Origin of the sequence: Candidatus Bathycorpusculum sp. (assembly GCF_009778815.1) — an archaeon.
In the GTDB taxonomy this organism is placed as follows: domain Archaea; phylum Thermoproteota; class Bathyarchaeia; order Bathyarchaeales; family Bathycorpusculaceae; genus Bathycorpusculum; species Bathycorpusculum hydrogenotrophicum.
This window is the reverse complement of sequence record NZ_WRFL01000029.1, coordinates 1-19236: the sequence shown is the minus strand read 5'-3', so window position 1 is coordinate 19236 and position 19236 is coordinate 1. Positions and strand designations below refer to the sequence as shown.

At 44.0% G+C, this 19236-nt stretch carries 18 protein-coding genes, 1 tRNA gene and 1 rRNA gene; 6 read left to right on the top strand and 14 right to left on the bottom strand.

Going from position 1 to position 19236, the window contains the following annotated elements; genetic code table 11:
• Position 1: 1 nt before the first annotated feature.
• The 11 genes from FWF39_RS06885 to FWF39_RS06835 all read right to left on the bottom strand — a co-directional run bounded on the left by FWF39_RS06885 (position 2) and on the right by FWF39_RS06835 (position 11051).
• Positions 2–1753, bottom strand: a complete 1752-nt coding sequence (locus FWF39_RS06885; protein ID WP_343382705.1) for a glutamate--tRNA ligase — start codon at positions 1751–1753, stop codon at positions 2–4.
• Positions 1754–1770: 17 nt separating this feature from the next.
• Entirely contained in the window at positions 1771–2838 is a 1068-nt protein-coding gene (locus tag FWF39_RS06880) for a polyprenyl synthetase family protein (RefSeq protein WP_343382704.1), read from the bottom strand.
• Positions 2828–3940 carry a type 2 isopentenyl-diphosphate Delta-isomerase gene (fni, locus tag FWF39_RS06875; RefSeq protein WP_343382703.1) on the bottom strand — a complete coding sequence of 371 codons (1113 nt, stop codon included), beginning with the start codon at positions 3938–3940 and terminating at the stop codon, positions 2828–2830. The genes FWF39_RS06880 and fni overlap by 11 nt, the downstream gene beginning before the upstream one ends.
• Positions 3941–3947: 7 nt before the next feature.
• A complete protein-coding gene (locus FWF39_RS06870) occupies positions 3948–4745 on the bottom strand; it encodes an isopentenyl phosphate kinase (RefSeq protein ID WP_343382702.1) in 798 nt (265 codons plus the stop codon).
• Between the two features lie 198 nt (positions 4746–4943).
• Positions 4944–5216, bottom strand: a complete 273-nt coding sequence (locus FWF39_RS06865; protein ID WP_343382701.1) for a hypothetical protein — start codon at positions 5214–5216, stop codon at positions 4944–4946.
• A 190-nt stretch (positions 5217–5406) separates the two neighbouring features.
• On the bottom strand, positions 5407–5790 hold the full coding sequence (locus FWF39_RS06860; RefSeq protein ID WP_343382700.1) for a DUF126 domain-containing protein: 384 nt from the start codon (positions 5788–5790) through the stop codon (positions 5407–5409).
• The gene (locus FWF39_RS06855; protein WP_343382699.1) at positions 5781–6977 is read right to left on the bottom strand and encodes an aconitase X catalytic domain-containing protein; all 1197 of its coding nucleotides are present in this window, start codon (positions 6975–6977) and stop codon (positions 5781–5783) included. The genes FWF39_RS06860 and FWF39_RS06855 overlap by 10 nt, the downstream gene beginning before the upstream one ends.
• Positions 6978–6988: 11 nt before the next feature.
• Positions 6989–8299, bottom strand: a complete 1311-nt coding sequence (locus FWF39_RS06850; protein ID WP_343382698.1) for a UbiD family decarboxylase — start codon at positions 8297–8299, stop codon at positions 6989–6991.
• Between the two features lie 117 nt (positions 8300–8416).
• A complete protein-coding gene (gene mvk, locus FWF39_RS06845; protein WP_343382697.1) occupies positions 8417–9352 on the bottom strand; it encodes a mevalonate kinase in 936 nt (311 codons plus the stop codon).
• 72 nt (positions 9353–9424) lie between these two features.
• Positions 9425–10261, bottom strand: coding sequence for a UbiA family prenyltransferase (locus tag FWF39_RS06840; RefSeq protein ID WP_343382696.1), 837 nt, complete (start codon positions 10259–10261; stop codon positions 9425–9427).
• Positions 10251–11051, bottom strand: coding sequence for a transcriptional regulator FilR1 domain-containing protein (locus FWF39_RS06835; RefSeq protein WP_343382695.1), 801 nt, complete (start codon positions 11049–11051; stop codon positions 10251–10253). Before FWF39_RS06835 ends, FWF39_RS06840 begins: the two co-directional genes overlap by 11 nt.
• Positions 11052–11355: 304 nt before the next feature.
• On the opposite strand from FWF39_RS06835, the gene FWF39_RS06830 reads away from it, so the two are divergent.
• The 5 genes from FWF39_RS06830 to FWF39_RS06810 all read left to right on the top strand — a co-directional run bounded on the left by FWF39_RS06830 (position 11356) and on the right by FWF39_RS06810 (position 14460).
• Positions 11356–11793, top strand: coding sequence for a response regulator (locus FWF39_RS06830; RefSeq protein ID WP_343382694.1), 438 nt, complete (start codon positions 11356–11358; stop codon positions 11791–11793).
• 237 nt (positions 11794–12030) lie between these two features.
• Complete coding sequence (locus tag FWF39_RS06825) at positions 12031–12294, top strand: 50S ribosomal protein L14e (RefSeq protein WP_343382693.1); 264 nt, start codon at positions 12031–12033, stop codon at positions 12292–12294.
• Positions 12295–12363: 69 nt separating this feature from the next.
• Positions 12364–13389 carry an RNA-guided pseudouridylation complex pseudouridine synthase subunit Cbf5 gene (locus tag FWF39_RS06820; protein ID WP_343382692.1) on the top strand — a complete coding sequence of 342 codons (1026 nt, stop codon included), beginning with the start codon at positions 12364–12366 and terminating at the stop codon, positions 13387–13389.
• Positions 13373–13993, top strand: a complete 621-nt coding sequence (locus tag FWF39_RS06815) for a methyltransferase (RefSeq protein ID WP_343382691.1) — start codon at positions 13373–13375, stop codon at positions 13991–13993. Before FWF39_RS06820 ends, FWF39_RS06815 begins: the two co-directional genes overlap by 17 nt.
• A 215-nt stretch (positions 13994–14208) precedes the next feature.
• Positions 14209–14460 (top strand): hypothetical protein, encoded by a 252-nt coding sequence (locus FWF39_RS06810; RefSeq protein WP_343382690.1) that lies wholly within the window; start codon positions 14209–14211, stop codon positions 14458–14460.
• A gap of 497 nt (positions 14461–14957) precedes the next feature.
• On the opposite strand, the gene FWF39_RS06805 is transcribed toward FWF39_RS06810, so the two are convergent.
• The 3 genes from FWF39_RS06805 to FWF39_RS06795 form a co-directional block, all read right to left on the bottom strand.
• Entirely contained in the window at positions 14958–15392 is a 435-nt protein-coding gene (locus FWF39_RS06805) for a hypothetical protein (protein ID WP_343382689.1), read from the bottom strand.
• A gap of 50 nt (positions 15393–15442) precedes the next feature.
• Entirely contained in the window at positions 15443–15700 is a 258-nt protein-coding gene (locus FWF39_RS06800; protein WP_343382688.1) for a hypothetical protein, read from the bottom strand.
• Positions 15701–16121: 421 nt separating this feature from the next.
• Positions 16122–16198, bottom strand: a tRNA-Thr gene (locus FWF39_RS06795).
• Between the two features lie 962 nt (positions 16199–17160).
• On the opposite strand from FWF39_RS06795, the gene FWF39_RS06790 reads away from it, so the two are divergent.
• Positions 17161–19236 (top strand): 23S ribosomal RNA (locus tag FWF39_RS06790); the annotation flags it as partial.

Sequence of the window (19236 nt, the reverse complement as noted above, 5' to 3'; positions counted from 1 at the left end):
CCTATTTCTGGGCATAGTATACGATTAGTTTTTCGCCGGCTTCGTTGATTCTCACAAAGCCATAGCGTTCAAACTGTATGATGTCGTCTGGCTTTAACTTTTTGCATGCAAACTCTGCAAAACCCTCTATTACTGAAGCATCCTGCTGAATAACCTGTGCTGGATATTCTGCGCCCATAGGTATCCACTGAATAAGTTGCGCTTTGAGTTTGCGTATTTCCTCATAGGATTCGCTGACATATGACGCAGTTATGCTGTTGGCTGTTTTTGCGTTAATTTCAATATTGAAGAGCTCCATAAGCCGTATCGTCTGATTTGTTTGCATCGCTTCAGCATCCTTTTTACTTATCCAAAACCTCGCCGTTGCGTTGTCACCTTCGGGTTTTATGGCGTATTCTCGCACACCCCGTTCAGGATGTTCTGGATGTAGTGGCAACTTTGCATCAAATGCTTTGGGTAGTCCAACAACTTTGAGTTCAACTGGGTCTGCAACAAAGAAGTAACGGTTGCTTGTAGAATCAAGAATTTTCCGATTATGCGCATAGAGCGTCTCCCAGCTCAAGGTGACATCGTTGGGTTTAACACCCACCTCAATAATCATTTTCTTGATCGCTTCAGGTTGAATACCTCGTTTTTTGAGTGCTGCAAAAGTGCCCAACCGTGGGTCATCAAAATCTGCATAATCACCCTCATTTATACCTGCAACAATCTTGGATTTTGATAAAGCGGCACCTGTAATTTTTAATCGCCCATAATGGATTGCTTGGGGGTACTCCCAGCCCAGATGCTGATACATGTATTTTTGACGAACCATGTTGGTGTAGTGTTCTTTACCCCGGATAATATGGGTCATGCCCATAAGATGATCATCAATACCCGCAGCAAGATTGTAGAGCGGCCAGAGATGATATTTGCTTCCCACACGGGGATGCGGATACTTTTTGGTGTCTATAATGCGCAGGGCCGGCCAATCACGGATTGCAGGATTGGGATGATCCAGCTCGGTTTTGACGCGGACCACTGCTTCGCCTTCCTGATAGGTGCCAGCGAGCATTTTTTGCCATCTCTGCAACTGATCACTGGGTGGCACATCGCGGCATGGACAGGCTTCTTTGCCTACGGTTTTCTCCCTAAACGCCTCAGGTGTGCATTCGCAAACATAGGCGTTGCCATCGCTGACCATTTTTCCAACAATATCATAATAAATCTCAAGGCGATCGCTTTGGATGTATTCTTCGTCCCAACTGCATCCCAGCCATTTTAGGTCTTGTCGGATGCTTTGATAGAATTCAAGTTGAGGCTTTTTGGTTTTAGGATCGGTGTCTTCAAAACGCAGAATAAACTTACCCTTGTATAGGCGTGCATACTCATGGCTCAACACTATCGCTCTGGCTGAACCCAAGTGAAGTACACAATCCGGATTAGGCGAAAAACGAGTCGTTATAACGCTATATTTGTCTGCATCTGGCAGAGGCGTTAACTTTTTCTCTTCAACTTCAGGTTTTTTCTGTGTCTCCGGCCAGTTCTTCTCCACAATTGCTTTCTGCTCAGAAAGCGCTAAACTGTTAACTTCGGCTACAACAGTATTAATGACTCCTGAGAGCTCCTTGATTTGGCTACGGTATTGAGCCTTTTCACCTAAAACTTTGCCGACTAATGCGCCTGCCTGAGCTTTTCCATCATGTCCCACCGCGTTTAGCAATGCGGCTCTACGAATAAATTCCCGTAATTCCGTATCATTTTCAAGTGCCAAATTCAGTACGCCCGTCTTTACTTATTGCGCCTAATCAAGAATTCAGCGAATGCTTTTAATTTTTCCTTAGCCTGGGGCGTTGGAAGTAGTCTGTCTACCTCACTCCAGCTCTCTATTAACATCTGCTCTGCGAGGGTTTTGACATGCTCAAAGGCACCATATTTTTTGATGATAGCAATGGCTTCGTTGCGCAGATTCTGATCAGTTGTGTGCATACCCAAAATTTCTAGGAGTCGCACTTTGTCGTCTGCATTTGCTTTTTGGAGTGCACATATAACCAGCAGGGAACGTTTGCCCTCTGTGATATCTCCCCCAATACAGCCCTTACTCTTAGCAAACTCTTCGCCAGTCAAATCCAAGATGTCATCTTGCATCTGGAAGGCAATTCCAATACATTCAGCTAAACAACCCAGTTTTTCAGTAAGTTCTTTGTTTGCTCCTGATAGAACAGCTGCCATCTTGGCTGCCATTCGCGCTAGTGTGCCTGTTTTGTAAGCGCACATCTGTAGATAATCCTGCTCACTCAAGATGTCAGCATTTGCTATGCCCCGATGCCATGCGATATCCATAGCTTGTCCCATGCTAAGGTTAATCATCTCTTGCACATACACCTCATACACATCACGTTGCATCTCAGCTGAAAAGGTTTCTCTATGTAGCATCAACGATAAAAGCGGCAAATAATACACCGCGTTTCCCGCGTTGACCGCTATATCAACACCAAAAGTTTTGTGCAAGCATGGCTTTCCCCTTCGCACATCTGAGGAATCCTCTATATCATCGATAACCAAGGTGCCGTTGTGGATAACTTCGGGAATGATTGCAAACTCTAAACAATCTGCCTTATTGTCCAAAGCTTCACAAATAAGCAGAAACAAAGCGGGGCGCCACCGTTTTCCTCCTCGGTCAAGTATGTCCCAAACGGGATCAGAAATGGCTTTGTTTAGGGGTTCAAGGTTGTAACTGTATCGGGGCGGGTTAACCCTGAAAAGCGCGGCGTCTTTGCTGATTTTTCTTGGTATGTATTTTTCGATGGCTTTATCGATTTGGGGTGCGGTTTGTTCGAGAAATTTTTCAATGTCCAATGTGGTCTGCTCCTTGTTTAGCGTATTTCTGTAGGCTTAAGCCGCGAGCGGTAAGCCACTGTGCGGTTTTACCCATAATCACAACCGGTTTTTTGGATAAATCTGTAACTGTTTGAGCCCCCGTTAGGAACATGACACTGCGTAACTCTTCAATTAGACCTTGAAGTTTTTGCTCGGTTTCTTTGGTGCCCTCTATGGCGGTTTGGAGAATCGGTTGAACGATACTGCTCAAACTGGCGCCTACTGCGAGGGCTTTAGCTATGTCAGTGCCGCTTCGTATTCCGCCTGCGGCAATCAGGGGTATCTTAACGCTTTGTGCGGTCTCGATTAAACTTATTGCAGTGGGTATGCCCCAGTCCCAGAGGGTATTGCCCAAATAATGCTGAACACCGCAATTGGGGTTTGCACGGTAGTATTCAACAGCGGCAAAGCTGGTTCCGCCCGCCCCCCCAACATCGATGGCTTTAACACCGGCGTATTCGAGAACTTTGGCGTCTTCTGCACAAATGCCTGCACCTGTCTCTTTAACGATAACAGGCTGATCAATTGCACCGGCAATTTCTGCAATCTTTGCAACCATACCCTTAAAGTTAGTTTGTCCCTCGGGCTGAATAATTTCTTGGAGCGCGTTTAAGTGAATCGCAACGGCATCCGCATCAATCATCTCGATAGTTTTTCTAACTTCTCGTATACCATATCCATGGACAAGTTGCACTCCGCCAATGTTGGCAATTAAAAATGCATGCGGTGCTTTATCACGGGCAACACGGTAAGTTTTTTCAAGGCTCTTGCTCTCAACAGCTGCCCGTTGACTTCCCAATCCCATGCCCAATCCAAGATTTTCAACGGCTTCAGCTATAGAGCTGTTAATTTTTGTTGCTTCTTCTGTTCCGCCTGTCATGGCACCCACAATTAGCGGGGCGTTAAACTTTTTACCTAAAAAGGTAGTTTGAAGATCAATTTGGGCTTTGTCAATTTCGGGTAAAGCGCGATGGATAAACTGCAAATCTTCAAAGCCGGTTGTTGCTTTTTTAGCTTGCGCTTTCTCATCAAGACATATACGAATATGATCGACTTTACGCTTACCCGTTTCTTCTGCCATTTTACGCCTACTCTATTTCAGTGCCCAAAACACTCTGGTCTGTTAAGGCTCTATAGATAGATAACCTTTTTGTCGCCCCAGTGACGGTTATGTGAATTCCCGCTTCAACTGCTGGAATAAGCTCCGCAATCTTACCTGCCATACCACCAGTAACATCTGTACCTTGAGCCTTACCTAGCTTAGGCTGAAGCTCTTTAAGTTCTTTCAAGTTGAGTGCTTTATAGGGCTTAGCATCAGGATTAGTTTTTGGATCACTATCAAAAAGACCATCCGTATCTACCCCAATAACAATTTTTTTAGCCTTGTATTTGAGTGCCAAATAAGCCACCAACTGATCACCACTTAAAATAGTGAAACCCATCTTGTCATCAAAGACGACATCCCCATAGAGCACCGGGGTATAGATTATTTTTGACATGGCTCTAAATACAGTATCATCAAAGGCCTTAACTTTGCCGTTCTCTGTAATAAAACACGATGAAGGCGCAATACTTAGTGCAGGGATTTCATGCCAAATTAACGAATCCATAACCAACCCATTGAGCACTGTCATCATGTGATGGGTTTCTGCAAAACCAAACCGTTGGGTAGGATCTTCTTTGTAGCCGTCTTTGATGGCGTACTTGGCTGCTGCTGGGTGACCAAAGCTTCCGCCCCCATGAACCACAATAAGATTGTCAAGGTCTGCACGCTTAATTTCCTCTGCAAGCTGATTTATGATTTCTGTTCTAGGGGTTGCCTCAGCTGTTTTGTCAGTGATGGCTGAACCACCGAGTTTAAGTATGATTGGGTTTGCGTCGTTCATCGCACATCGTACCTGATTATCTGTATCTATGTTCTGCTAATTTAACGTTACAGTCGCTCGCTTTTATTACAGGGCAATCTTAGACGCCAACGGATTAAAAATCAATCAACAAACAAAAAAAGAAGATAACTCACAGTAAATTCACCTGATGATGGCACAAATGTTTTGTCGACAAATCCTATAAAGCAAAGTACAAGCCTACAAAACAACTAAGCCAATCTGCCAGTCACATCTGAACAAGGGGATGTAGCCTGCATAATCTATTGATTCGTGGAAAATGTTGTTTCTATCGCCTGCATTTTGAATCAATGTTTTGTTGTAGATGATGGCTTTTGTCTCCAAGTTTGCGATTTTCTTTAAGACATCAATATTTTTATTTGCAGTAGCTAAACCACGGTTTAATGCGTCTATTTGAGCTCTTAGATCGTTAATTTGTGCCGTCTGATTCTTATACTGATTTTGATTCTGCATCAAAATAGCTATCATTTGTTAATTGGCTAATTGTGTATCAGCAGCTGTGTTTACGCTACCTTACGTCGCTTCCATGCGTTCCAACGCTTTTACAGTTTTCAATTACCACTGCAATCCAACCCTACTTTGCACTGTTGTTTTTTGTTGTTCCAAGTCCCTGATCTGTTCCATTGCTTGCTGTTCAGAAATTTTAGGTGATGATGGCTGTGTCGTTTTCTACGGTTACTTTGTCGCCTGTTTTAAACTTTGTAATATCTATTTTATCTATGCAGGGGATTTCGCTTATGATTGCTCCGACGGCGATGATAGTTTCGGTTTCTTTATTTATCAGAGCGGATGGTGCTGTACCGTTTTTTTTCATGCGGTAGAGTGTGTAGCTGCCAACAGTGCTACCTTTGCCCTGAGGAAATACGAGAATTTTATCTTTGAGGCTTTGGCCTTGGAGTTCATGGCCTTTTTCAAGTACTATACCTGTGTTGGGGTCAACGCCGCCATAGAAGCTAATTGGCATTGAAGTGACAAGTGCTTGACCTTGGATTTTGCCTTTGTAGATTATTCTGCCTTTTAATTCCATTTTCCACTCACCGCTGCATTAATACATTCTTTCATACTGCCCATCTTGGTTTTCATTAGATTCTGTCGTGAATAGAAACAACCCTTCGCTGATGTTGTTGCCAAGGCTTTAAATCTGCCTTTGAGAGGTGCGACTGCCATACAGGTGTCGCATGCAAATTTGCCGCCTGCGGCCTCTATAGTTGCTGTGTAGCCGCGTTTATCCGATAGTTGTTTTACCGTTCGCGAGGTTGCAACCCAGAGTTCAGTGCCCTCTTTTACTTTTTTATCTTTGAGTAATTCTGCAATTTCTTGGATTTCTTTTATACTGCAATGCGGACAACCAACACAAACAAAGTCAATGTCTGAAACATCATCGTTGATGTTGTCATAGGCGTTTTTGATGTCTGTATGTTCGATGGTTACGGTTTGATCTGGCTGTTTTTGGAGTTCTGCACCCGGAGTTATGCCCTTTATGTAGAAAAGCGGTTTAGTTCCATAAGTTACGCTGGAAGCGCAGAAGCTTTTAAGTTCATCTAGTTGGGCGTTTTTGATGTTTGTGATGTAGGGGATTTTGTTTTCAGCTTTTTTACCTATTGCATAGCCCAGAGCGCCCCAGTCCGAGAGTTTGTCCAACTCGGCGTTTACCTTGACATGGATATCTGCTATTCGGTTCTCCTCTAAATGTAGGCCATAGCAAGGGGTTTTGCCCACAAATGCGGTTGCCAAAGCCGATGGGCCACCTTCCCGGTTGGTTTTGGCACCTAAAACCGAGTTAGCAAACGTGACAGCGCTACTCTCTGACCATGCAAGGTGTTCGCCATAGATGGGAAGGTTACCAATTAAGTAGGGGGTGCAGGTACAGCTTACCAGAATACCCATTCGCTGGAAGGCATCGATGACTAAGTTTTGTTTTTCTGCAAAATCAGGCTCAATGCCTAATTGTTGCCAGTTCTCCAAGTCCATACCAGCAGGGTTGAGGGTAGTTAGCACTTTGACTCTACCATCCTCTGCTAATGAATTGAGAAACTCTAGTCCAGCATCGCCCAAGTTGTGGTAGGATACGCCTGCTACTTGTACACTTCCCACATCGATGAGATTTTTGGCGCCAAAAATCTCGCCTAGGGCAACCAAGATCTCCATGCTTTTGCGGACGGCATATCCTTCTTTGCCATCAAGCATTGATTGTTCTTGTTTAGTTAATTCCATCTACTAATCCCTCAGAGGTATTTGTTTAGATCCACTTTGATGTACTCTACTTTACTAAAGCCTTTACCTGTTGAGACCAGAGGTGCTGTGGCATCTAGACCTGCTTTGGCGGTTGTTGCCTTTTTGCCCTCTGACAGATCTCCCGATGGATCAAGTGATGAGCCAGGTTGATTGTTGAGGATGATTGTGTTTTTGTCGGCTTGGAAGCGGGTAGCGATTGCCCATTCCACATCATGAGAGTTGTAGATGTCTATATCTTCATCGACAACGATGCAGTGTTTTAATGAGCCATGCCCTTTAAAGGCGGATTCTATGGCGTTTTGTCCGTCTTGGGGGGTTTGTTTTTTGATTTGAACAATGGCGTGGAGCCAGCTGCATCCTCCGGGGGTGATGTAGACGTCTTTGACTTGGCAGATTTTTCCTACTTCTTTGTAGATGGTGGGTTCTTTGGGCATGCCCATGAGGAATTTGTGTTCATTTCTGCCTGCTAGGATGGTTTGATAGATGGGGTTTGCGCGGTGGGTTATGCATTTAATTTCGATGATGGGTTGCTGGCGGGTGCAATCCACAATACCTGTTAGATCCAAAAACGGTCCCTCGGTGGTTTTCTCTTTGGTGATTCTGCCTTCCAACACATATTCGGCGTCTGCTGGTACTTCCAAATCAACCGTTTTACATTTCACCAAGTCCGTTTTTTCTAATACGTTTGCCATGCCTAGCTCATCAGTGCCCATTGATAGTGAAGTTGCGGCCGAGAGCAAAACAGACATAGAGTTACCAATGCATATTGCCACATCTAGCTCTCCGCCGGCTTTTGTTAGTGCAGTATCGGTGCCCCGATTCTCAACAATACGCACCACTAGATGATTTTTGTCTTTAAGCATGAGCCGATGGAAACACATGTTTCGGACACCGGTTTGGAGATCTTTGATGATCGATACCGCTGAGGCGATGTATCTGCCTCCATCTTTGTCAGTGTAGCGCATGATAGGTAGCTTGGTTAGATCTACATCGGATTCGATAACTTCTTGACAGGGGGCATTTGTAACCAATTTAGGCGCAACAGGATGCTCGATGGCTTCTAATAGTTTGGGCAAGAGCTGCTCTTTGGTGATGCCCATGTTGCGGCAAATCAATTCTTTAGAGGAAACCAACCCCGCCACCACCGGCACCGTAGATTCTTTAATGTTCTCAAAAAAAACTGGCCGCTCGCCTAATGCCTCGATAATACCTGCTATCTCATACTCAACAGAGACAGGTTTTGTGATTGTAGTTAATTCGCCTGTTCTTTTTAATTCCTCAATAAAGCTTCTTAGACCCATTTGCTTCGCCTCAGTCCATTTAGCTATCACATCTTAAAAAGCAATCGCCAAATTCCCTTCCTTTTCTTGACTACAAACCAAAAAATGAAAATATAAAAATAAGATAACTTTGGCGAACTAGGTTTGAACGCCAATCTTTGTTGCCAAAAACTCGTAACCTGCGGTTTTAAACGCTGAGGCAACTTTACCTTGAACTTCTTTACCCGGAGTCAAGGCAACCATACAGCCTCCCCCTCCGCCACCGGTAAGTTTTGCACCAAATGCACCTTGTTTGCGTGCCATATCAACAAGAAGATCTAGTTCTTTACATGAGACGCCTATTTCTTGGAGAATCTGGTGATTTGCGTTCATGAGTTCTCCAACTTTCCTAAGATCACCCGCTTCTAGCGCTTTACGTCCCGCAACTGCTAAATTCTCAGCCTGTTTAAAGAGAGGATCATATTTTTTCGGATCTTTCTTTCTGCGTTCAGCAACACCTTCTACCATGAGTTTAGTGTTAGCGGTTTTACCCGTGCTTCCGATTACGATCTCAACAGGGCGGGTCATGTAAATTTTCTCGACGAGGTCTTGACCCTCGGTAGGATTTTTTTTAAACCACATCAAGCCGCCATAGGTGGCTGCGGTGTTATCGATGCCACTGGGGTTGCCTGCGTAGGCTTTTTCACCCTCGTAGGCGATGGTGTTAATTTTATCGTTAGATAAGTTTAGTCCTAACTCTTCGTTTATGGCGCGTGCGATAGCAACGCTAGAAGCTGCTGAAGCTCCCAAGCCGCTAAAACCTGGTAGTGACCCGCCAATCCAGATGTCAAGGGGCAGATTAGGTTCTAGTTGCATAGCTTTTAGCATACGTTCGATGGATTCGATTTGCTGGAGCCGCTTCTCTTCACCATAACCTTTGGAGGTTTTACGTTCATCACGGATGTTTAGTTTAGCTGATTTTTTAACTTCGGCATCGGTAGATGAATCGATAGCTGAAACAATGCCGGGAACACCATGAACCACAAAGTGTTCACCGAACAAAATAACTTTTCCATAACCTGACCCTTTACCCATGTAAATTCAACCTTGAAGCTAAAGTGTGCTCTTGGCAATAAAAACCTTGTTTACGCTAGTAACTGGGCGTTATTAGGATATGAGTAGCAAAAGTGCTACAATGGGTATCCATTCGCCGTCAACAATAACTTCGGCGTAGAACCGTTTGTCAGAATTTTTGGTGAAATACCAGATAAGCACATAACTGTAGATCATCCCAAAAACGGTTACCGGTAAATATTTTATGAATAAGCCATAAACAAAACAGATGCTGAACCAGATCAGCAACATGCTGTTAACTATGAATAGAAAATAAGCTGTTCTTTCTTTGCCAAGGAATTGCGGTATTGTTTTTGTGTTTGCCGCTTTATCGCCCGGTATATCTATAATGTCAAATATTGTGACATTTATAAACATCTGAATGAAGATGTATCCAAAGGCCAGCGCTACTTTTACTGGTTCTACTGTACCTATGAGTGATGGTAGAACAGCGCATATAAATGCCCAGCTGAACGTAACTGATATGCTCTTTACGCCTGTTATTTCTTTGAGTCTGGGTAGCGTTTTGGAAATTTTTACACTGTAAACAAACCCTATGAGTAGTGGAATTAAAGTTACCAGAAAGAAAAGAGGGCCCTCTATGATGCCTGTTATGAGTGTGATGATGTAGCAAATAGTTGCAGGGATGATAAAGTATGCTTGGAATTTTGTAGTTTGGTCGGGTTTGTTAATGTTATCTTCAGTTTGGTCGGTTACTTTGTTTAGACCATATACTGCAATGGTTGTCAAAAATGTTTGTAGCAGAATTATCGGGGGCACTTTAATTTCGTAGAAGCTGGCGCTGAAGTAAACTATTAGTGCACTATTTATTGCCAGAAACAGGGAGGATGTAACAAAAAAATGTGTTACTTTTCTGATATTAACTGTCAAGTTTTTGCTGTAGTTGTCCCATTTTTGTGCTCTCGGCGAGTACTTTTTTGAACAACTGGTTCCCCCACTCAAGACCTTCCTCTCCATGCCCTATTAAATCTGTGGTATAATCGTATTCTCCTGATGTGGCGTTGAACAATCCGAATGACCAAGTTTTTTCGGTTACAGTTAAAGCAACTCTTATATTATTATTTAAATATATCTGAAGACTTCCGTCATCAATGTATTTGGATGTATATTCGCCTTGTTGATCTCTTTTTTTAATCTCTTCTAAAACTTCGGTATTTACGATTAAGATGACGTTACCTCCCTGACTAAGAACTCCTAAAATTACATTCATAAAATCTAAGTGAAATATTGGCGAGACCCCTGCAATAACTCTTGAGGAAAGTAACATTTCTATAAAGGTTTCATGGACTTTTTGAAGTGCAGTACTTGTGGATTTAACTAACTCAGAATTGCCTAGATCTCCAATTTTCATCATTAAGGTTGGCGGTATACCGTCGACATCATGAGTTAACCAGAACTCTTTGTATTTTTTAAGAACCTCAAAGGACTGATAACTTCCTCTGCAGATTTGTGTTTCGAGAATTCCAAGCGTAGTTAGCTGATATACGCCGCCGGATTTTGTGGTCAGCTCAAGTTGCTCAAGTTCTTTTAAAACATGCAGAATTGTGGTTTCTCGTGTTTTAGTTTCCTTCCCCAAATCTGCTAGTTTCTTTTTACCCTCCAGAAGACTCAGGAGTATACTTAATTTTAAATCCGATCTTAGCGGCGTTAGATAGCTCAAGATTCAGCCCATTAGAAGGTTATTGTTTATGTATTTAAGGCTTTAAACCGCTGACTAATAATAATTCTGTATATCGGCCCTTTTTTTTGCTTAACTCGAGCAATATTGCCTGACTGTAGCAAAATATATATGCAATGGCAGTATTTACAAATAACAGCAAAAAAATTCGGCTACAAGCATAGAACACTACAATACCCCAACCCAACGGGATATTTTAAACCCCAAACTACCCTAACGCACGGCATTCCCTCAAAAAACAACACAGATCAAACGTACCTCCCGCAATTGAGAAGGTGGATAAAAAATGTGTGCAAATATTGTATCACCCATAGCTACCTCAAAACAAAAAAATCCGACCGCCTTAATTGTCGACGATGACAAGACCATTCTCCGAACGTTTAGCCTAATCCTCAAAAGAAAAGGCTATGCAACCGACACAGCCGAAACAGGCAAAGAAGCCCTAAATAAAATCAACTTCAACAATTATGACGTCGCATTAATCGACATGCGTCTCCCCGACATACAGGGCACCGATTTAATAACACAACTGCCCCAAAAATCCACCAAAATGGTCAAAATCATACTCACCGGCCTAATGCCTATAGACTCAAACCACCAAGACCCCCAAGTAGATGCCTACCTGCTCAAACCCATAAAACCCGACGATCTGCTCATCATCATAGAAACAAATCTCCAAAAACACCGATTAAAAAACACAGCATTTACATCACCACAACCCTAATACCCTGAAATCCAGCGTCAAAATCTCTGCTTGAAATTATTTTTAAACCCCATTTTCCAATGCAATTCTGCACTATCACCCTACAAAAAACAAAAACTCAAACATTCCTGTAACATATAGGTCTCTATTTTTGCTGTTAATTGGTGCAGTTTAGCTGTTGGATACTTGATGTGCTCTCAAATTGTGTTATGCTTATATTTGTCGTTTGCAGTAGTTGTTTTTAAGGAGAATAAAAATATGCCCGCCATTGAAGTCGGCAGAATATGCATAAAACAAGCTGGACGTGAATGCTGTACCCGATGCGTCATCGTAGACGTCATGGATAAAAGCTTCGTCTTAGTTACCGGACCCAAAAAACTCACTGGCGTCAAACGCAGACGCGTCAACATAAGCCACATCATGCCCATAGAAGAAAAAATCGATATCACACGGGGCGCATCTGATGACGAAGTATTCCAGGCAATAGAAGCCCAAGGCAAACTTGATGTCATGAAGGATTAAACCTGTGTTTTAACCTTTAATTACCTCATACTTCTTTTTCTTACATTTGTATAGGAGCAAAATAACAGAATGCCTAAAACGACTCCGCCATGGGAAATCAAACGTGAGCTTTTAACTAAAGCCGAAGACCACACTGATCCCAAATACGGTTACAAACCCAGCGAACGCCCACCAGAACAGTACATAAAATACGGCACCATAAACCTCGACAAACCCGCAGGACCAACAAGCCACGAAGTTGCGGCATGGGTAAAAAAAATCCTAAAACTCCAAACAATTGGACATGGCGGCACACTTGACCCCAAAGTCACCGGCGTCTTACCAGTCACCCTCGAGGAAGCTACCAAGATGGTACAGGCATTACTCTACAGCGGCAAAGAATACGTTTGCGTTCTCAAACTCCACGATGATGTGGACGAACCTCAGATTAAACAGGTCCTAAGTCTCTTTGAGGATGAAATTTATCAACGCCCTCCATTGCGCAGCTCAGTAAAACGTCAACTACGAACAAGACGCATCTACTACATTGACTACCTAGAACACAACGGTCGACATGTACTCTTTAAAGTCGGCTGTGAAGGCGGAACCTACATCCGCAAACTCTGCTATGACATCGGCGAAATCCTAGGCGTAGGCGGACATATGCAAGAACTCCGACGCTCCCGCGCAGGACCATTTCAAGAAACCAGCCCCAAATGCGTCACTCTCCATGATGTAGCCTACTGGTTTGGTGAATACGAACGCACCAAAGACCCTGCAAATCTTCACAAATTCATCGAACCCATGGAAACCGCACTTATGCAACTACCCCAAATCATAGTCCGTGACTCAGCCGTTGACGCCCTCTGCCATGGCGCCAGTTTGACCGCACCAGGCGTTCTACAGGTATCAACCGGCATCGAAAAAGGCAACGTAATCGCCATATATACCCTCAAAGGTGAAGCCATAGCACTTGGACGCGCAGAGGTTTCCACACAGGACATAGTGGATATGCGACATGGGACAGTGGCGACTTTGGCACGAGTGCTGATGCCGCGCAATGTTTACCCTAAGGTTTGGAAAACCGGGACTGGCGGCGATGAGCAGGAAAAATAACTCCCAAGAACACTATTTTTCTTCAGCGCCTAAGAGCAACGAATGCTTTGGTATAATTCGCGCTTCCCTTCGAGGCCGTAACTTTGAATTCATGACCTCCGCAAGCGTTTTTTCCAAAAAAAAAGTCGACCTAGGTACTCATGTACTTATCGACGCCATGGTTTTACCCTCAAAAGGCTCTGTGCTAGACATCGGTTGCGGATACGGTGTTGTAGGTATAGTCACAGCCGCATCTAGTCCTAAGCTACAGGTGGTTATGACAGATGTAAATATGCGCGCGGTACGGTTAGCAAGGAAAAACCTAGAAACTAATCATATCAATAATGCAGAAGTGCGCCATGGAGACCTCTATGAACCCGTCTTGGGCCTAACTTTTGATTGCGTACTTTCTAATCCACCCGTTAGCGCAGGTATGGACATCGTGAAAGCCCTCATAGAGGGCGCACCAAAAGTGATGGTGCCTGGTAGCAGTTTCCAGATGGTTATCCGAAGTAAAATCGGCGCAAAAATTCTCCCCGAAACTTTCTGTACCACATTTGGAAACTGTGAGGTATTAGCACGAGAAAGCGGATATCGCGTTCTTATAGGTAAACTTTCTGTATAGCTACAAATTAACTCGTTTATACCTCTGCTTGCAGAGTGCAGTAGTGACTTAGTTGCTGTTTAAGTTGTTGTAAGCTAAGCTGAAAAACCGTAATTTCACATGACTCTTCTCAGCCTTTGACCTATATCGGTCGCTTGAACTACCTGAACTACCGCAAAATACAAATGCCCAGTTGCCGCTTATAGTGAAACAAAACTATCATTGAGGTAGTATAGGTGAAACTGAATAAGACTGACGAAAAAGTCGTTGCAACACTACAAGCAGAAGGGAAAGAATTAACTCTCCAAGAACTTGTTGACAAAAGCGGAGAGCCTTCAAAAAAAGTTTTCCGTAGTCTGCGAAAACTCTTTGAACACGAAATCGTCTCAACCCAAGCCCGCAAATACAAACTTATGGTGCCCGACACCAAAGCAATCAAGGCAAAGCTTGCATCAAAGGGCGAAGAAGAACCAGAAACTTCAGATTAAAATATGTTTAGGCGTTCGAGCGGGTCTGCTGTGTTGCCTCATTAGATGTCATCATCTGACCAGTTTGAGCTGGCTGTCCGTATGTGGTTGATTTCGGGCTCTTTTTGCTCCTCTACGGGCGGACTTGGTTTTTTGTGTTATCCGTAAATTCCCTTAAGGACTTGCTTAGCCGATTATTGTGCTAATCTAATTGTGGTTTAATTTCGACATTGATCAACTAAACCTTGAAGAAGCGGCGGCTCTGACAAGTTTGTCTGTTTGGGAGAGTCTGTTTCTAAAAGCACGATTGATTTTTAGGTTCAAATTAAAAGGGCTGTAGTGGAAAAGGAATAACAAAATAAAACCATTTTGACTGTAAACACACCTATTTGACTGACCCTGCGCGTTCCCTCGGAGCTATGCATCGATATGTTGCGTACAATTTATGAAATATTTTCTCTAATTATCGCGAATACTTGTTGATCACCATTTGGAGAAAAAATAAGATGATAAAAAAATTAGATAATTTTGACTGCGAAACTATATGTAGCTGGCCATGGTGTAGTTCCGCGGCTATGATTATATATAGAGACAAGGCCTGAAAATGTGTCTGGTAATGGCAGTAGATCACTGTATACCTCGATGGAAAACCAAACATATGGTGACGGTTCATCAATTTCTAGAATTGTGGTTATTCCATGTGTTTTTACAAAAGTTGCAAACTCTTCTTTACTTTCAAAAATCACAGAACCCTTAATAATTAGCTGGTGGCGTGCCGGTTCGATTGTTAATCCCTGGTCTTTAAAGTAGTTGATGGTTTCTTGTAGTTCTTGCTGGGTTAGATTGGGATAATCTATGGTGAAGCTGGTGGTTTTGTGATCTATGATGTTTTCTTCAGCATCAAAAGCGTAAACGGTCAGGTTATACACTCCTATGTAGAGGTTGTCGATCATTTTTGTATTTTCGGTGTAAGTAGTGTTTTTAACGTAAGAAGTGCTTTCGCCTATCTTCCTATGTTGTAGATGACTTTTGTTGTTGCATTTTTTGTTGCTATATTGAGCGGGACATTGTATGTTTGGTATGTTGTGTTTTCTTGAGGAGAGAGAATTTGAATTGTGGGTTGTTCAGTAGTATTTTCTGTAGTATTCTCTATCGTTGTATCTTGTGTACCAAAGCCAATAATAATGCCATATCCAACTAAAATTAAACTCAACATGGCACTAACTGCAATCAGCCCAATTACGATTTTTGAAGGTTTCATTTTTTCTCACATTATATGATTTAAATCGTTATTAGTGTGAATAAATTGAAATATTCATCATACGATATTAAATTTACTCTGTAACTTTTTTGATGTTGTGCCGCAAGTATTATTCAATCTGTCAAGTATCTCTTCGAGTAAGGCCTGTCCGAACCAATGTTGCCTGCATTATGTGTGATGGGCGAGCTGTGGTGGTGATCGCTTCAAAAAGGGTTAAACTACAATGTCGGCTATGGTGTCGAGCAAAATATCGCGTTTAATTAGGTTTAGAAATTGTTGGGTGATTTCTCAGCTTGGCGTTGTTTTATGTTGTGTTGGTGTCTTGCGAGGTGTTGTTTGTAGTCGTAGATTGGTTTCTCTGTGGGTGTTTGGTTTTTTTTGTTTGAACACTTGAAATGGGGCGGGTTTGTATTTAAAAGGATGGAGCCTCGAGCGGGCCTTGCTCCCGCGGCCTGCTGCTTACAAGGCAGCCGCTCTACTGGGCTGAGCTATCGAGGCATCCAAATGCCCAGATTATACAGACACATAAAACTTTACCCAAATAAAGTTACTGCTTTATTTCATGGTCCTGGCACGAAAGTAGTGTGCGTAAATTCTAGCGGTCGGGGTTTTGTGCTGTTTATGGTTGTTTGTGTGCTGGTTGTTTTGATGTGTGCTTTTTTGTTTGTTTTTGTATCTGGTTAACAAGGCAATGTTTTTGTGGTTGGTGTATTTTTTGATGGTGAAAGTTGGTGCTGATGCCTTCTTAGGGTTATTTTGGTGGTGTTTGTGCAGGCGGATGTGTATCTGGGGTGGAAACTTGGGTGTTGTGGGTTTGTGCAGTGAGTTGTCTATTTTTTTTGTGTGTTGTGTTGGTGTATCTGTGTTTTTTAGATGTGTGGCGGCGGGTTAGTATGGGTGTTTTGTGTTTGTCTGTGTATTGTTTGGGTTGTTTATGTGGTGTTGGTCTTAAAATCGTGGTTTGTGTGGTGTTTGGGTGTGGTTTAGTGGGGTGAAATTAGATAATTCGCTTCTTTAACTGCCTTAAATTCCAACTTCTTGTTTGGTCTATTTGGAGCAAAAGTTGTCTGGGCTGTCCTGTATGATGCGGCAGGTTTATTTGAACGTGTGTAATTTAGATTGTTTCCCGATCGTTTCGGGGTACATCTTCAAGAAATTGATGGTGTATGCAGCTGAAGTAGTTGTCAAATGCCCTTTAGGGGGTATAAAGACAAGCGCGGTTGGAGTGTAGCGATACACTTATATTGGCCGGGTATGCTTCATATGCAATCCCAGTAACATGGGTTACACAAATAAACGATGCAGCTCCCCACCAGAAAACGATGGGGGGTGAAGCGGTGAATAGGCGCTACTGGCGCTTAAAATGACACCATGCACAGGTCAAGCATATACAACGACGCCAAAAACACTTAATTGAAATAATGTGTGTTTCACCAAACGCCAAACAGATACTACCATTGGCCCGTAACATGCCACGCTGTCTGGAGGATGGCTCGGCTTGAGAGCCGAAGAAGGGCGCGGCAAGCCGCGATACCGCCTCGGGTAAGCGCAAGCAGCCTTAGAACCGAGGATACCTGAATGAGACTTCTCAACAACCGCGAGGTTGTTGCTCCTTTATGGAGCGGGAACCCCCCGAACGGAAGCATCTTAGTAGGGGGAGGAAAAGAAACCAATAGGGATTCCCTTAGTAGCAGCGAGCGAAATGGGAACAGTCCAAACCGAATCCCACACAGAAATGTATGGGAGATGTAGGGTTAAGGGCCTTACGTTCTCTTCGTTGGTAAAGCTGAAGTGGCCTGAAAAGGCCCGCCACAGAGGGTGACAGCCCCCTAAGCGTAAACCAAAAAGAGTTGTGAGAGTCCCAGACTACCACTCCGTGGCTTCGGAGTGGAAAGTTGGAAGTCACCAACTTCCAAGACTAAATACGCCTCAAGACCGATAGCGCACTAGTACGGTGACGGAAAACTGAAAAGTACCCCGGAATGGGGGTGAAAAGTGCCTGAAACCAGACAGTTACAGACGTGCATGGCCCAGAAGAATAGAAGCCTTCTGAAGGAAACTATAGTGATATAGGTGTACGAAGAAGGTGGATCAGGGTTATGCGTTCCGTCTCGAAACACGGGCCGGGGAGTTTATAGCTATGGCAAGCCTAAAAGGTAATACTTGTAAGCAAAGGGAAACCAACAAGCACGCAGCTCGCAAGAGTCAGGTGCAGGGTCTGAAAGGGCCTGAAGTCATAACTATACATACTAGAAACCAGACGATCTAGCCCTGGGCAGGATGAAGCTAGGCGAAAGCCTAGTGGAGGTCCGAAAGGGTTCTGACGTGCAATTTGTTCCCCAGACCTGGGGCTAGGGGCTAAAGACCAATCTAGTCTGGTGATAGCTAGTTCCTTCCGAAGTGGGCCTGAGCCCAGTCCTGAGCGAGGCAGCTGGTGGGGTAGAGCACTGATTGGGAAACAAGGATCAGAAATGGTCCACTTTCCTTTCAAACTACGAATCCACCCGCACCGTAGACCTCGGGAAGCGGGTTAGTGGGGGTAAGCTCCACGACCGAGAGGGGGACAACCCAGACTGAGGTTAAAGTCCCCAAATGCTGGCTAAATGTCAAACCAAAGGGCGTCGTCAGCCTCAGACAGCGGGGAGGTAGGCTTAGAAGCAGCCATCCTTCAAAGATAGCGTAACAGCTCACCCGCCGAGGCTGACGGCCCCGAAAATTGACGGGGCTAAGCCAGCTACTGATACCTCAGAACGCATCTTAAGATGCGCTGGTAGGAAGGCGTCCTAGTTGGGCAGAAGCTGGGCTGTGAGGTCCAGTGGACCGATTAGGATTGCGAATCCCGGTGGTAGTAACAGCAAAGAAAAGTGAGAATCTTTTCCGCCGAAGGGGCAAGGGTTCCCCGGCAACGATCGTCAGCCGGGGGTAAGTCGATCCTAAGGCATAACTTAACCGATTATGCCGAAAAAGGGAATCCGGCTAAAATTCCGGAACCATGCAGGTACGCGCGGTAACGCAAGCATAGTGTTAACGTTTCGGGGTAAGCTGAGCAAGGTCTTCGCCTTGTTTAACCGTATACATCCGGGGAGTGCCGTAATGACGAGAACCGGACGAAAATGGGAATAGCCACCCGTTTTAGGGAGGTTCAGCTCATCCCTGGAGCCACTGAAAAGCGCACTATGAAGGATCCTGTATGATCGTACCTAGAACCGACACAGGTGTCCCTAGGCGAGAAACCTAAGGCGTGTCGGGTATACACTAATGCGAGGGAACTCGGCAAATTAGCCCCGTACCTTTGGTATAAGGGGTGCCTGTTCTTCTAGCCTTGTGTTAGGAGAGCAGGTCGCAGTGACAAAGGGGTCTCGACTGTTTAATAAAAACACAGGAAGCCGCAAGAGCGAAAGCTTGTGAACGGCTTCTGAATCCTGGCCAGTACAGGTACCTGAAACCTGGGTCCAACTGGGCTAAGGGCCTGCAAACGCCGGGAGTAACTCTGACTCTCTCAAGGTAGCCAAATGCCTTGTCGGGTAAGTTCCGAC